Origin of the sequence: Sphaerisporangium sp. NPDC049002, from assembly GCF_040649355.1 — a bacterium.
Lineage (GTDB): Bacteria > Actinomycetota > Actinomycetes > Streptosporangiales > Streptosporangiaceae > Sphaerisporangium.
In genome coordinates this window covers 24,006-37,539 of sequence record NZ_JBEZFH010000053.1, presented here as the reverse complement: position 1 = coordinate 37,539, position 13,534 = coordinate 24,006, and the positions used below count along the sequence as shown (strand labels likewise).

The window sequence follows — 13,534 nt, the reverse complement described above, 5'->3', positions numbered from 1 at the left end:
GCGTCCGATGACATTCCGGCCTGAGATCGAGCTGAACGGCAAGACCACCCGTGTCGACGGTCTGGAGCAGCAGCGAGCCGTTGGTCTGCTGCCGCAACCATGGAAAGGGGGCGACGGAGAGCAGCGAGCCGATCAGCCACGCTATGACCAGCACGGACAGCGCGCTGGTGAAGGTGCCGCCGACCGCGTCGACCGTGCGGGCGGGCTCCCAGGTGACATGGCTGCGGACGACCGCGCCGATCGTGGAGGACGCGAACTGGCCGACGACCGCCGCCAGGAACACGATCACGATGGCGAGCAACGCCTGCTCCGTGGAGGCGCTGACGACCGCGTGCGCGATCGGCGGCGCGATCAGGACCCCGAGAAAACCTCCCCCGACGAAACCGAGGAAGCTGAAGGCCCCGATGATGAACCCCTGCCGGTAGCCGGAAACGGCAAAGGCAATCACGAGAACAATCAGGATGAAGTCGAGGAGATCGCCGCTCACGCTTCAACGGTATCCAGCGCGGCCACAGGCCGTGCACCCGTTGGCTCGATATCGTTGCCGCATGGTATCGATCGGGGGGTCGAACGACAGGCGTACGGACGGGCACCCCGGCACGGGCACAGGCACCGGGGGCCGCTCCCACGGGAGCACCGGCACCGGCGCCCGGCCCGGCCCGGCAAACCCACACGAGCCTGGCACAGGGAATGTAAGCGGCCATAACCCGGGTGACGCGTATGAACCCAGCCAGGCCGGCGTACGAACATCCCAATCCGCCGACGTGCGAGAAGTGGGGACGGAAAGCCCTCGGAGCTCAAGGCCGGGGAACACGGAGGAACGACACCAAGGGTGGGAAGACGTGCTCGAACCGACACCGGCGAACGTCAGGGAGCCGAGCTTAGGAAGGCCGCGCGAGCACGCGCCTCTCCGATGGGAGGGCGCCGGCCTGCCCACCAGCCACGGCCTGGCAGCGCGCGGCGTCGGCGAGCTGATCGCGCTCGCGCTCGACGACGAGGACCCGGACGGCCCGATCAGGTGGAAGGCCGTGGGCGCCCTTCACGCGAAGGGCGATCTGGAGACCTTCACCGAGGCCAGGAGGCTCTGTGGGAGCGACTCCCGCGCCGAGCGGGTGCTGGGCGTGGACATCCTCGGAGAGCTCGGCGCGCCGCAGCGTCCGTTCGTCGACAAGACCCTCTCCGTCCTGCGCTACCTGGCCGCCGGCGACGACGACGTACGGGTGCTCCACGCTGTGCTGATCGCGTTCGGGCACCTGCGTGACCCGAGGGCCCTGCCGTCGGTGATCGAGCTGGCCACCCACCAGGATCCCACCGTGCGTTACGGGGCGGCGTACGCGTTGTCGCACGTCCTTGGACGTCCGGCGGACCCGGCCGGGCTCGCGGCGCTGCGGCGGCTCGCCAGGGACCCCGACGACGACGTGGCCGACTGGGCGGCGCTGGGCCTGATACTCCCGTAGAGGCTCCCGAACAGGCCCCCCGAGCCAGGCCTCGCGCAGAGGGTTCCGCAGGAACCTTCCGCGGAGGCTTCCGCAGGGCTTCCGCAGGGCTTCCGCAGGGCTTCGGCGGGAGCCTTCCGCAGGGGGCCGGGGTCCGTCAGCGCCGGGCGAGTCTGAGGACTTCGGGTGGCAGGTCCTCGATGCGGTCGTCGTCCCAGGGCCGTTCGAACCCGGTTACCGCCAGCACGTCGTCGAGCACGCCCGCCGTGAAGCCCCAGACGAGCATGCCCCGCACCCGGAAGGCCGGCCCGGCGGTGTAACCGCCAGGGAAGCGGAGCCGCAGGCGGTTGACGGGGTCGGCCAGCTCCGCCATCGGCACGCGTGCCACCGCCTCGACCTCGTCGGGCGAGGCGGCATGCACCGTGCTCGGCGTGTGCCACCAGCCCAGCACCGGCGTCACCCGGTTGTCGCTCCGCCAGATGTACAGCTCCGGCAACGTGCCGATCACGTGGACGCCGCTCGGATCGAGGCCCGTCTCCTCCTCGGCCTCGCGCAGAGCGGCCCCCACGGGGCCGCCGTCGCCGGGATCCACCCCTCCACCGGGGAACGCGGGCTGACCCGCGTGGTTGCGCCCCTTCGCGCTGCGCTGGATGAGCAGGACGTCGGGCCCGTCGGCCGACTCGCCGAACAGCAGCAGGACCGCCGCGTGACGCCCGCCGTCGAGCGGGGGCCGCATGGGGGCGGGGACGGGACGGTCGGGGGCGCTGGCCGCGAGGTCGTTCAGCCAGCCGGGCACGGGCGCAGTCATGCGATACCTCCTGCGGGGAGCAACATCAGCGGCACCCGGCTGCTTCCCCAAGATGGCCCATGGAGGCACAGACACGTGACGCCCGACGGCCCCGCGAGACGGGCCGATCAGGGACCGGTGCGGGCGGGGCGGCCACATCGGGGAGACGGGCCGATCGCCCCGGTACGGACGCGACGGGGCGGGCCGATCGCCCCGGTACGGACGCGAGGGGGCGGGCCGATCGCCCCATTACGGACGCGACGGGACGGGCCGGGCACCCCGGTCATGACGCGGCGGGGCGGGCCGGTCGGTCATGAGAACGGGCCGGTGCGGACGAGCTTCGACGCCTGGGCGGGGTCGGTCGGGCCCTCGCCGTAGGACGGGCACAGGCTCGCGAGCGGGCACACGCCACAGGCCGGCCTGCGGGCGTGGCAGATGCGGCGGCCGTGCCAGATCAGATAGTGGGACATCTGCGTCCACTCGCTCTTGGGGATCAGGTCGCCCACGGCGTGCTCGATCTTGACAGGGTCGGTCTCCGTCGTCCACCCGAAGCGGCGGGTGAGCCGCTGGAAGTGGGTGTCCACCGTGATCCCGGGCACGTCGAAGGGTTCTCCCGTTTTAGGATCACGTGCGTTCCCCAACACGACATTGGCCGTCTTGCGCCCCACCCCCGGCAAAGTGACCATCTCTACCAAGGTCCTGGGCACCTCACCTGCGAACCTGTCCCGCAGCGCCACCGACAACCCGATGATCGCCTTCGTCTTCGCCCGGAAGAAACCGGTCGACTTGATGATCTCCTCAACATCCTCCGGATCGGCCGCGGCCAGATCCTCAGGGGTCGGATACTTGGCGAACAGAGTCGGGGTGACCATGTTCACCCGCACATCGGTGGTCTGCGCCGACATCACCGTGGCGATCAGAAGCTCGAACGGAGTGTTGAAGTTCAACTCGCAGTGCGCGTCGGGGTAGGTCTCGGCCAAGATCCGGGTCATCCTGCGGGCCCGCCGCACCAAACCCAGTCGGGTCTCGTTCTGGAACCGCTTCGCCCTCTGCCCCGGGGTCACCACCTGCGTCGCCATGGCGTCCAGCGTAAGACCTCGGCGCATCGCAGGCGCCGCGCTCCGCCATGTCCGCCAAGGCGCTCGACGGCGGTTGTTCCCGGCGTTGGAGTGCCGGCGGGTGGGCGTAGGTTTTGGTTCGGTCCGGCGTGCGGGCGCGCCGGCGGCTCCTGCACAGCGGGGCGCCCGTCGGCAAGTGCTGTCCCGCCAGCAGACGCTACCGCCACTGACTAGCCTGGGCCGCCGAGCATCGAAGGCCATTACGCTACGAATGTCGCACCGTTCAGGGGTTGCATCCGGTACCTGGGTACGCGCTCATCGTCCTACGAGATCGAGATGTGTCACGTATGGCATGGGCTGCGTTGATCAGGCCGATGTGGCTGAGAGCCTGCGGGAAGTTGCCGATCGGCTCTCCGGTGGCCGAGTCGACCTCCTCGGCGAGCAGGCCGACGTCGTTGGCATAGGAGACGGCGGTCTCGAACACCCTTCTGGCCGCGGGTCGCTCGCCGGTGAGGGCCAAGGCGTGCGCGAGCCAGAAGGTGCACAGCAGGAACGTGCCCTCCTGTCCGGCGAGCCCGTCGGCGGCGTGGTAGCGGTGGACGAGGCCGCGGGCGTCGCTCAGGCCGGTGGCGATGGCGCGCACGGTGGACCGGACCCGTGGATCGTCCGGGGCGAGGAATCCCACCAGCGGCATCACCAGCAGCGCGGCGTCCAGGCCGGTGCCGCTGAACGTCTGCGTGAAGGCGCCGATCCGCGGGTTCCACGCCTGGCTCAGGATCGCGGCGCGGATCTCTTCCCGGACGCGCGTCCAGTCACCGACGCGCCCGCCTGCCTCCAGCAGCGGAGCGAGCGCGATAGCCCGGTCCAGCCCGACCCAGCACATCAGCTTGGAATGCGTGAAGTGCCGGCTGGGCCCGCGGACCTCCCAGATGCCCTGGTCCGGCTCCCGCCAGCGACGGGCGGCGGCTTCGGCCACCCCGACCAGCATCGCGCGGGTGAACGGGTCGAACGGGCCGGTGTCACAGTAGGTCTGGTGGGCGGCGTCCAGCAACTCCCCGTAGACGTCGAGCTGAGCCTGGCGCCAGGCGTCGTTGCCGACCCGCACCGGAGAGCTGCCGCGCCAGCCGCGCAGGTGCGGCAGGCGTCGTTCGCTCAGGTCGCGTTCGCCGCCGACGCCGTACATGATCTGCAGATCGGCGCCGCGATCGAGCTGGGTGGCCGAGGCGCGGGCCAGGAAGCCGAAGAAGGCGGTCTCCTCGATCTCGCAGGCGGCGGTGGACAGGGCCTGCAGGGTGAAACTGGCGTCCCGGACCCAGGTGTAGCGGTAGTCCCAGTTGCGCTCCCCGCCGATGCACTCGGGCAGGGAAGTGGTGACCGCGGCGACGATGGCCCCGGTGGGAGCGTACGTCATCGCCTTCAGCACTCTGCCGCTGCGCTCGACCAGATCGCGCCAGGGGCCTTCGTAGCTCGCGTGCAGCCGTGACCAGGAGCGCCAGCCCCGGACGGTGTCCTTGACCCTGCGCCGTACCTCGCGGGAGGTGCGGCACGGCGGATCGGGGTCCCATGCCCAGCCGGCCTGAAGCGCGAAGCCGAGGCTCTGCCCGGCCCGCAAGGTGACGGCGGCGTCCGCCACGGAGCCGCTCACCCGCAACTCCACCGGGCTGGACAGGGTCAGCGCGGTCGCGCCGCCGCGCGCGATCAGACCGCCGCGGACGGGCTGCATCAGCGGGTGGACGAGGCCGAACTCCGGACGCGGCGCGTAGGCCATGTCCACGGCCACACTGCCCTCGACGCAGGTCACCTGCCGCAGCACCAGCCCGGCGGAGGACGCTCCCAGATCGTGCCCACGCTCCCCGGCGCCCAGTGCGAGCGCGTCCGTCAGGACCAGCGTGCCCTCACGGGTACGGAACGTGGTCTCCAGCACCAGGGTGCCGGGGACGTAGCGGCGGGTGACCTCGGCCGGGCAGGCCGGACCGAGCGCCCAGTGGCCGGCATCGTCATCGAGCAGTTGGGCGAAGATCGCGGGGCTGTCGAAGCGAGGCAGGCACAGCCAGCCCACCGAGCCGTCGCGGCTCACCAGGGCGGCCGACCGGCAGTCCGACACCATCGCGTAGTCGCCGATCGGCCGGGTGCTCACCGGTGCGCCCTGCCGGCCAGGCGGCCGCCGGCCGCGCGCCGCACGGCGTAGACGAGTGCGGACCCGGCGAAGAGCGCCAGGGTGACCAGCAGCCATCGGCCGAGGTACGGGTCGGTGCTCAGGGCCGTCGCCTTCCGGTAGTTGTACTCGGACGCGCGCAGGATGAGGGGGAACCAGATGAGCAGCAGCAGCCCCGACAGCCCCGCCGGTACCCGCAGGTAGTCGACCGACGGCCCCGGTCGCCTATCGCCCACCGCTGGGAGGCGCTGTAGGCGACGGTCCGCCGCGGAGTAGAGAGGAAGGACGACGAGATCGTGCAGGATCACGGCTCCGAGGAACCACAGCAGGAATCCCAGCAGGATGCCGGCGGCGATGACACGAGTGAGGGCGTAGGCGGCCACCCCGAAGCAGGCGAACAGTGCGAACAGGTGCCACAGACCGGCGCCATAGCGTTCTCGCGCCCGCCGGCGCGCCTCGCCGATCCTGCCCCTCATGGCACTGATCCCGCCCCTCATGGCGGGGCCCGGAAGTCGAGCTCGCGCACCCATTTGGTGTTGTGCACGCCGGGGGCGTTGGGCACCATGATCCGGGCGGGGAACCCGTGGTCCAGCGACAGGTCGGCGCCGTTGACCCGCAGCGCCAGCAGGGAACGGGGATCGGTCGCCTGCCCCGGGCTCAGCGACACGTGGCTGAACACACCGCCCCGCTGCAGTGAGCGGACGTAGACGCCCGCGCCGCCGTCCGCCCCGCCCAAACGTGCCAAGTCGGTGAGCCGGACGCCGGTCCACGTCTGCTCGGTGGACCATCCCTCCACGCAGGCGATCGGCAACCGGTAGGTGTACAGCGGCATGGCCAGCAGTTCCTCACGCGACAACCGCACCTGACGGGCGCCATGCACCGTCAGCCGCCACTCGGGCCCGGTTTCGGCCGCGACGACGCCCACGCTCGCCGCCGTCTTGTTCACCTGGAAGTCGTTCGGCCCGGACCCGTAGTACCGCCCGTGCGGGGCGAGCAGCGCGGTACGCCGCAGCGGGCCGTCCATCGTCTGCCCGGCCGACAGGCCGAGTACGGTCAGGGAGCCGCCGCCGACGAAGGCCAGCAGGCCCCGGCGTGAGATGGTCGGCGGCGCGGGAGCGGCGGCGACCAGGCCGTCGGGGTCAGGTGGTTCCGGGCGCGTGTCGCGCAGAGATGTGCGCAGTTCCTGACGGAAGCTGCGGAATCGCAGGGATGTGAGCAGCCGGGGCAGCTTGATGGCGATGTGCACCGCCAGCGCGGCCAGAAAGATCCATGCGCCGTACAGGTGCGCCGGGTAGAAGGAGAAGGGAAAGACGTAGAAGAGCTGGATGTTGAGGATGCCGGTGACGAACTCGAAGACCGCGCCGCCGACCAGGAGCAGCAGGCTGGCCCGTTCGAGCGTCTGCGCCGGGGTGCCGGTCGGCGGCCAGGTGAACAGCTTGGGGATCACCGACCACAGCTTGGCCAGCAGGATCGGCACCAGCGTCAGGCCGAGGATGACGTGCACGCCCTGGGTAACGCGGTAGAGCCAGACCGGGCTGGTCGGCCAGTCGAAGAGATAGAAGCCGAACAGCCCTCTTTCCGGCGTGAGGTCGTTGCCCGGTAGCCGGGGATCATAGGCGGCGTACGAGATCAGGCCCGTGATGGCCACCAGCGGAAGCCCGACCAGCAGCACCAGCCCGAACACGGAGGTCAGCCACGGGCCACGCAGCGGACTGCGCCAGAACTCCGGCCGGAACGGGCCCGGCGGACGCTCCTGCCCCCGCAGGTACGCCCTCAGCCGCGCGCCGGGCCTGCTTGCCGCAGACCGACCCTGATGGTGACGGCGCCCGTCCGACGCATCCGACATGATCCCCCCGAAGCCGGCGCAGGCAGGAGCCGGCCACCGACCTACCGCCAGTTCTCACCGTGAATACCGTCGGTCAAAGTCGGACCACGCCCTGTTTTCCGTCATACTCCGTCTCCGGGGGAATGGCTTTCCCCAAGCGGGAGCAGCGGAAGACCGCAGGCGTCCTGGTCGGCGCCACCGCCATCTGAACCTCGACCCGCGCCGGACGTCCCCTGACACACCGAGCTTCGTCAGCGCCTCCGCATTCCAGTGCTCGCGGACGGGCAAGTCGCCACCATGGCCGGGATGGTGTGGGCCACCACCCTGGTTCAGTGTCTGGAGTCCAGGAAAGGCCGCCGCCGGTGTCGGCCAAGAATTCTTACGGCCTTCGAACTCTCCTCGGCCATTGCGCCCCGGCTTGTGGGATGGGGCCTACCGTCGGCCGGGTGAGGGTACTCGTGACCGGTTCGGCCGGGTTCATCGGAAGTCATGTCGTCGAGGCGCTGGAGGAGGCCGGGCACGCCGTCTCGGGGATCGACCTGCGGAACGGGGACGACGTGCGCGACACCGCCGTCCTGGACCAAGTGCTCCCCGGTGTGGAGGCGGTGGTGCACCAGGCGGCCAAGGTCGGGCTCGGCGTGGACGTCGCCGATCTGCCGGAGTACACGTCGGTCAACGCCTATGGCACCGCCGTACTGCTCGCGGCGATGGCCGGGCACGGTACCGGGCGGCTGGTGCTGGCGTCCTCGATGGTCGTCTACGGGGAGGGGGCCTACGAGTGCGCCCGGCACGGGCGGGTGCGGCCGGGCCCGCGTGCCGCAGCGGACCTGGCGCGGAGGCTGTTCGAACCGCGCTGCCCCCGGTGCGGCTCCCCCGCGACGCCCGTCACGATCGGCGAGGACGCGCCCGCCGACCCGCGCAACGCCTACGCCACCACCAAGCTCGCCCAGGAGCACCTGTCCGCCAACTGGGCGAGGGAGACCGGCGGCACGGCGGTCGCGTTGCGCTACCACAACGTCTACGGGCCGAGGATGCCCAGGGACACGCCCTACTCCGGCGTGGCGGCGATCTTCCGGTCCTCGCTGGAGGCGGGACGCGCGCCGAGGGTCTTCGAGGACGGCCGGCAAAGGCGCGACTTCGTGCACGTCCGCGACGTCGCCCGGGCCAACCTCGCCGCCCTGTCCGGCGGCACGCCGGGAGCCCTGGCCGCGTACAACATCGCCAGCGGCGAGCCGCGCACGGTCGGCGAGATGGCCGCCGCGCTCGCCGCCGAGCGGGGCGGCCCGGATCCCGTCCTCACCGGCGAGTACCGGCTCGGCGACGTCCGGCACATCGTGGCCTCACCCGTCCGGGCCTCCGAGGAACTCGGCTTCCGGGCGCGCACCACCTTCGCCGAGGGCATGAAGGAGTTCGCCGGCGCTCCTCTTGCCTGACTCGCCCATGTGAGGTCCCGGCGGGGCGACGAAGAAGGCGTCACGCCGGGTCGCGGATCGTGTCGGCGACGTGAGAGGGATGGCCCCGGTCACCAGGGAGATGCGACCAGCCCTTGCAGCAGCAGACCGGTCAAAGCCTGCGCGGCGAGCATGCGGCGGCCGGGAGCGTACGCCGCCGACAGGCCGATCCACACGGCGAAGGCCACCCAGATGCGCTCCACCTCCCCCCGCGTCACCCCGCTGACGTCCAGCGCCAGCACCGCCACCAGCGCCGCGGCCACCACGGCGGCGATCCCGTGGCGGCGTGCCAGGTTCATCACGGCGGCCACGATCCCGGCCATAGGGATGTGGGCACGAGGATTCCCGCAGACCGCGGTGACGGCCGGGCAGTGGGTGAGGTGGCGCCCCGCGTGGACGAGGCCCGCGGTCGTGGCCGGGCCGGTGATCAGGGCGAGGACGGCTAGGTTCGCCACCAGGAAGTACAGGTAGGGGCGGGCGGCGCCCGGGTCGGCCGCCCATTCCGCGTGGGTGGCCGCCACCCCGGCGAGCCACGAGAAACCCGCCGCCGCGAACAGGCCCGTCACGGCCGCCGCCCCGGCCAGGGCGGCGAGCACCGCCGGGCGCGGCAGCCGGGCGAGCAGGGCGACGCTCGCCGGGATCACCAGGTAAGGGACCAGCCCGTAGCTGAGGTAAGGCAGTGCGCCGAGCAGCACCCCCGCCCCCGCCGCGTACCACGTCCTGGTCGTGGTGCTCCGGCCGAGCACCAGGAGCGCGACGCCCCACGCGCCGACACCGGCGAAGAAGGCGTCCATCGTGGTGGCGATCCAGACCGAGGCCGGGGTGAGGGCGAGGTACGGTAGCACCCGCCGGGCCGCGTCCTCCCCCGCCAGGCGGCGTACGGTGAGCCCGATCGCCACCGTCGCCGAGCAGCCGGCGAGGATCACCAGGATCGCCGCCCACAGCGGCCCGCCCAGGCCCACGGCGGCGAGCGCCCACACCACGAGCACCGGCAGCGGCGGATGCCCGCGCACGTGCGTCGGATACTCCGGCAGCCGCTGCGTGAAGGTCGCCAGCCAGCCGAGCGGGTCGTGGCCCACCGCGGGCAGCACGGCTAGGTACTCCTCGCGGTGAGTGAACGGTGCGGCCAGTCCGTCGGCCGATATCGCCAGCAAGATCGTCCAGGCCAGCGCGCATCCGCAGGCGACGAGCAGGGCTCGTCCGAACCCGCCCTGCCCGGCCCATCCCGGCAGGTTCCGTACGGCGACCACCGCGAAGGCGACCGCCGGCAGCAGCGTGACCGTGAGCACCCGGAAGTGCGCGTGCAGCGGCGGCAGGTGATCGATCCGCAGCACGCCGAGCGCGTGCAGGACCGCCCCCACCGCGAAGCAGCCGGCGATCAGCGCCCCCCACCCGGCGAGCGCCCCGCGCGTCCGGGGGCCACCGGGGTTCCCCGCCTCGCAGGTACGGGTACGCGTGCCGGTCGTCCACCGACCCGATCTTTCCGCCACACCGTAACAGTAGGTCTGAGCTGCACTTATTTTGAAGACGGCGTCACCACGCCGTAAGAATCCTCAGGCCCGCCCTGCCTTAGCGTCGGACCCATGGAGATCGACGTGGTGCTACCGTGCCTGGACGAGGAGGCCGCGCTTCCCTGGGTCCTGGAGCGCATGCCGGCCGGCTACCGGCCCATCGTGGTGGACAACGGGTCGGCAGACGACTCGGTGAAGATCGCCACCGGCCTTGGGGCCCGGGTGATCGTGGAGCCGCGGCGCGGTTTCGGCGCCGCCTGCCACGCCGGGCTGCTGGCCGCGACTTCGGACATCGTCGCCTTCATGGACGCCGACGCCTCCCTCGACCCGCGGCAACTGCCCAGGGTGACCGGGCCCGTAGGAGCCGGAGACGCCGACCTGATGCTCGGCCGGCGGATCGCCCGGTCGCCCGGCGCCTGGCCGCCGCACGCGCGCGCCGCCAACGCCCTGCTGGCCCACCGGCTGCGCCGCCGCACCGGGGCCGCGTTGCACGACCTCGGCCCGATGCGCGCGGCCCGCCGCACCGGGCTCCTCGCCCTGGCCCTGCGTGACCGCAGGTTCGGCTACCCGCTGGAGATGGTGCTGCGCGCCGCCGCGGACGGCTGGCGGATCGCCGAGGCCGAGGTGGACTACCTTCCGCGCGCGGGCCGCTCCAAGGTCACCGGCACGGTACGCGGCACCGTGCGCGCCATCGGCGACATGCGGCGGGTCATCAGGGAGACCGCGTGACGCAGATCCTGGTCATCGCCAAGGAGCCGGTACCCGGCCAGGTCAAGACCCGGCTCTGCCCGCCCTGCACCGAGGAACAGGCCGCCCGGCTCGCGGCCGCCGCCCTGGAGGACACCCTGCACACAGTGGCCGCGACGTGCGCGCCGCACCAGGTCCTCGCCCTCCAAGGGCTGCCAGGGCCCTGGTTGCCTCCCGGTTTCACGGTGATCCCGCAACGCGGGCGTGGGTTGGACGAGCGGCTCGCGGCCGCCTTCACCGACGCCCACGGGCTGCACCCCGTGCCGACCGTGCTCGTCGGGATGGACACCCCCCAGCTCACCCCGTCCCTGCTCGAAGCCGCCGCCGACGCGCTGACCGAGCATGACGCGGTGTACGGTCCCGCCGCGGACGGGGGCTTCTGGCTCCTCGGCCTGCGCCGCCCCGACCCCGCGCTGCTACTCGGCGTGCCCATGTCACGACCGGGCACCGGAGCGGCCCAGCTCAAGCGCTTGCGCCAGGCCGGGCTGCGCCTGGCCCTGCTGCCCGAACTGCACGACGTCGACACCTTCGCCGACGCCCTCCACGTCGCCGCGCAGGCCCCCGGCACCAGGTTCGCCGCGACGCTGGACGCCGTGCGCATGAGCATGGCCGCGCACTGACCATGACGGGGAGGCGGGCTGAACGGCTCGGTGCGCAGGCGACGGACGTCGTCCTCGGTCCACAGCTTGGCCAGGAGCAGAGGGATCGTCTCGGGTCCTGCGGGTTCTCCGGGTTCTCCGGGTTCTTCAGGTCAGGGTGGCGAACCATCGTCCCGCCTCGTTCCACTGATCCGCGGAAGGGAAGCCACAGCTGCGGGCGAGCGGTCCGATGTCGTCGGCGGAGACCGTCGCCCAGGGAAACCAGTCGGCCGCCCGCCCGCCGCGACGCAGCCGCACCCACTCCACTCCGCTCCGCGACCCGGGCGGCGCCAGCTCGGCGATCACCGCGCCGCCGGGCCGTACCAGCTCGCGGAGCCGGCGCAGCAGGGCCGCCGGGTCGCCACCGATTCCGATGTTCCCGTCGGCCAGCAGCGCCACGGCCCAGCGGCCGGTGCCGGGCAGCCACTCGAAGACGCTTCTGCGCAGCGCCGGCCCGCCCGCGCGCCGCGTCAGCGTCACCGCCAGCGGGGTGATGTCGATGCCAAGGACCGGCACGCCCATCCGGGCCAGGGCCGCGGTCAGCCGGCCGGGCCCGGAACCGACGTCGAGCGTCGGCCCGCCGCACCTGGCCAGCAGTGCCCCGTCACCCTCGATCGGCCGCAACCACCGCTCGGCGGCCAGGGGCCGGACCCGTCCGTCGGAGTACTCGACGTCCACGTCCCCTCCCATCAACGCGTCCTCATAGAAGGCGCCGATCACGCGGCGTCTCCCCGTTCGCCGGATCCCGTGGCCGGAAAGCCGGGAAAACCAGAACCGCCGCGATTGTCGTTAGCCGGCTCGCATGCCGCGGGCGAACGCGGCGGACGACCGCTCATGGCGAAATGATCGATCACACTCCGACGCTACAGCGGAATGCACTCGTTGACTCTTACGGGCCTGTGACGTGATGCCGGGGCCGCCGATCGCAGTGAAGGTGTCCTGACCAGCTAAGACGCATCACCGCAGGCGTGGGTCCTGGCCTTTGGCACATTCGCAGTGAATAGCAGGATCGGCACACCTGAAATGCTTCGCATAAAACCCTTCAAACCGATGTATACATATCCCACAGGGACCATTCCTTCGCCGGGTCGCGCAGCGGACATCGCTTGATCATCCTGATTTCGCGCTCGGCTGCGTCGTGGTCGAAGGGAACCCGTTCGTCTCAGGTGAACCGCAGAGATCCACGCCGCTTCGAACAGCTTCGTGAGCCGAGCCAGACCCAGCTCACTGGTCAAGAGCTCCGCCACCCCCGACTGGGCGGTGAAGCCGCTCCGACCTTCCACGGCCGCCACCGTCGGCGAAGCGGCCTTCTCCGTGTTCGCCGAGTTCAGCGGGAGGACTTTCTCCCTGGAGGATCCGGCGCTTTCATGTTGCCTTGGGCGGGACGAACGCGTTGCCGAGCACCACGTTGGCGGTCTTCCTGCCGACCCCCGGCAGGGTGACGAGCTCCTTGAGCTTGCCGGGCACCTCGCCGCCGTAGCGGTCGCACAGAGCCTGCGCCATGCCCATGATGCTGTTCGCCTTCGCCCGGAAGAATCCGGTCGAGCGGATGATCTCCTCCAGCTCGGCCATGTCGGCGCCGGCATAGTCAGCAGCCGTCCGGTACTTGGCAAAAAGTGCCGGAGTAACCAGATTGACTCTTTTGTCCGTACACTGCGCTGAGAGGATCGTTGCGACCAGCAGCTCCAGCGGGTTGCCGAAGTCGAGTTCGCAGTGGGCGTCGGGGTAGGCTCCCGCCGGGATTCGGGTCATTCGCCGAGCTCGGCGCACCAAGGCGAGCCGGGACTCCCCAGCGGAGGTTACTTTGCGGGGCATCCGACAGCCTACGCGGACGGGCTCCATGAGACCCGCTTGGTGCGGTACGTCACAATGTCTAGCAGTGAGCGCGATCCCAGGTGTGGAGCGCAGTCGTGTTGGCGCGACCAC

12 protein-coding genes and 1 pseudogene are annotated in these 13,534 nt (G+C 71.4%); 4 read left to right on the top strand and 9 right to left on the bottom strand.

Annotated elements, in window-relative coordinates; genetic code table 11:
* Positions 1 to 487: CvpA family protein (locus tag AB0B89_RS13940; RefSeq protein WP_358552109.1), on the bottom strand; the 487-nt coding region annotated here is incomplete at its 3' end.
* A gap of 355 nt (positions 488 to 842) precedes the next feature.
* Between AB0B89_RS13940 and AB0B89_RS13935 the strand changes: the two genes are divergently transcribed.
* The gene (locus tag AB0B89_RS13935) at positions 843 to 1,457 is read left to right on the top strand and encodes a HEAT repeat domain-containing protein (RefSeq protein ID WP_358552107.1); all 615 of its coding nucleotides are present in this window, start codon (positions 843 to 845) and stop codon (positions 1,455 to 1,457) included.
* A 136-nt stretch (positions 1,458 to 1,593) separates the two neighbouring features.
* Here the strand turns inward: AB0B89_RS13935 and AB0B89_RS13930 are convergent, their stop codons facing one another.
* The 5 genes from AB0B89_RS13930 to AB0B89_RS13910 all read right to left on the bottom strand — a co-directional run bounded on the left by AB0B89_RS13930 (position 1,594) and on the right by AB0B89_RS13910 (position 7,282).
* Positions 1,594 to 2,244, bottom strand: a complete 651-nt coding sequence (locus AB0B89_RS13930) for a CoA pyrophosphatase (protein ID WP_358552105.1) — start codon at positions 2,242 to 2,244, stop codon at positions 1,594 to 1,596.
* Between the two features lie 290 nt (positions 2,245 to 2,534).
* Positions 2,535 to 3,302: an endonuclease III gene (gene nth, locus AB0B89_RS13925; RefSeq protein WP_358552103.1), complete on the bottom strand. Its 768-nt coding sequence runs from the start codon at positions 3,300 to 3,302 to the stop codon at positions 2,535 to 2,537.
* A gap of 262 nt (positions 3,303 to 3,564) precedes the next feature.
* Positions 3,565 to 5,418, bottom strand: a complete 1,854-nt coding sequence (locus AB0B89_RS13920) for a glycoside hydrolase family 15 protein (RefSeq protein WP_358552101.1) — start codon at positions 5,416 to 5,418, stop codon at positions 3,565 to 3,567.
* Entirely contained in the window at positions 5,415 to 5,912 is a 498-nt protein-coding gene (locus tag AB0B89_RS13915) for a hypothetical protein (RefSeq protein ID WP_358552099.1), read from the bottom strand. Before AB0B89_RS13915 ends, AB0B89_RS13920 begins: the two co-directional genes overlap by 4 nt.
* Positions 5,913 to 5,929: 17 nt before the next feature.
* Positions 5,930 to 7,282, bottom strand: a complete 1,353-nt coding sequence (locus AB0B89_RS13910) for a molybdopterin-dependent oxidoreductase (protein WP_358552097.1) — start codon at positions 7,280 to 7,282, stop codon at positions 5,930 to 5,932.
* 425 nt (positions 7,283 to 7,707) lie between these two features.
* Between AB0B89_RS13910 and AB0B89_RS13905 the strand changes: the two genes are divergently transcribed.
* A complete protein-coding gene (locus tag AB0B89_RS13905; RefSeq protein ID WP_358552095.1) occupies positions 7,708 to 8,694 on the top strand; it encodes an NAD-dependent epimerase/dehydratase family protein in 987 nt (328 codons plus the stop codon).
* Between the two features lie 89 nt (positions 8,695 to 8,783).
* Here the strand turns inward: AB0B89_RS13905 and AB0B89_RS13900 are convergent, their stop codons facing one another.
* A complete protein-coding gene (locus tag AB0B89_RS13900) occupies positions 8,784 to 10,202 on the bottom strand; it encodes a hypothetical protein (protein WP_358552093.1) in 1,419 nt (472 codons plus the stop codon).
* A 93-nt stretch (positions 10,203 to 10,295) separates the two neighbouring features.
* Between AB0B89_RS13900 and AB0B89_RS13895 the strand changes: the two genes are divergently transcribed.
* Together AB0B89_RS13895 and AB0B89_RS13890 are read left to right on the top strand one after the other, a co-directional pair.
* Positions 10,296 to 10,952 (top strand): glycosyltransferase family 2 protein, encoded by a 657-nt coding sequence (locus AB0B89_RS13895; protein ID WP_358552091.1) that lies wholly within the window; start codon positions 10,296 to 10,298, stop codon positions 10,950 to 10,952.
* Positions 10,949 to 11,590, top strand: a complete 642-nt coding sequence (locus AB0B89_RS13890; protein WP_358552089.1) for a TIGR04282 family arsenosugar biosynthesis glycosyltransferase — start codon at positions 10,949 to 10,951, stop codon at positions 11,588 to 11,590. The genes AB0B89_RS13895 and AB0B89_RS13890 overlap by 4 nt, the downstream gene beginning before the upstream one ends.
* Positions 11,591 to 11,716: 126 nt before the next feature.
* Here AB0B89_RS13890 and AB0B89_RS13885 read toward each other — a convergent pair whose 3' ends face one another.
* Together AB0B89_RS13885 and AB0B89_RS13880 are read right to left on the bottom strand one after the other, a co-directional pair.
* On the bottom strand, positions 11,717 to 12,328 hold the full coding sequence (locus tag AB0B89_RS13885; protein ID WP_358552087.1) for a methyltransferase domain-containing protein: 612 nt from the start codon (positions 12,326 to 12,328) through the stop codon (positions 11,717 to 11,719).
* 666 nt (positions 12,329 to 12,994) lie between these two features.
* Positions 12,995 to 13,423 (bottom strand): annotated as a pseudogene (locus AB0B89_RS13880) (endonuclease III); the annotation flags it as partial.
* Between the last annotated feature and the right edge of the window lie 111 nt (positions 13,424 to 13,534).

What these genes read in the sequence shown, in the direction of transcription:
- AB0B89_RS13930 (WP_358552105.1), bottom strand. Translation starts at nt 2,244, where the DNA reads ATGACTGCGCCCGTGCCCGGCTGGCTGAACGACCTCGCGGCCAGCGCC.
- AB0B89_RS13910 (WP_358552097.1), bottom strand. Translation starts at nt 7,282, where the DNA reads ATGTCGGATGCGTCGGACGGGCGCCGTCACCATCAGGGTCGGTCTGCG.
- AB0B89_RS13915 (WP_358552099.1), bottom strand. Translation starts at nt 5,912, where the DNA reads ATGAGGGGCAGGATCGGCGAGGCGCGCCGGCGGGCGCGAGAACGCTAT.
- AB0B89_RS13895 (WP_358552091.1), top strand. Translation starts at nt 10,296, where the DNA reads ATGGAGATCGACGTGGTGCTACCGTGCCTGGACGAGGAGGCCGCGCTT.
- nth (WP_358552103.1), bottom strand. Translation starts at nt 3,302, where the DNA reads ATGGCGACGCAGGTGGTGACCCCGGGGCAGAGGGCGAAGCGGTTCCAG.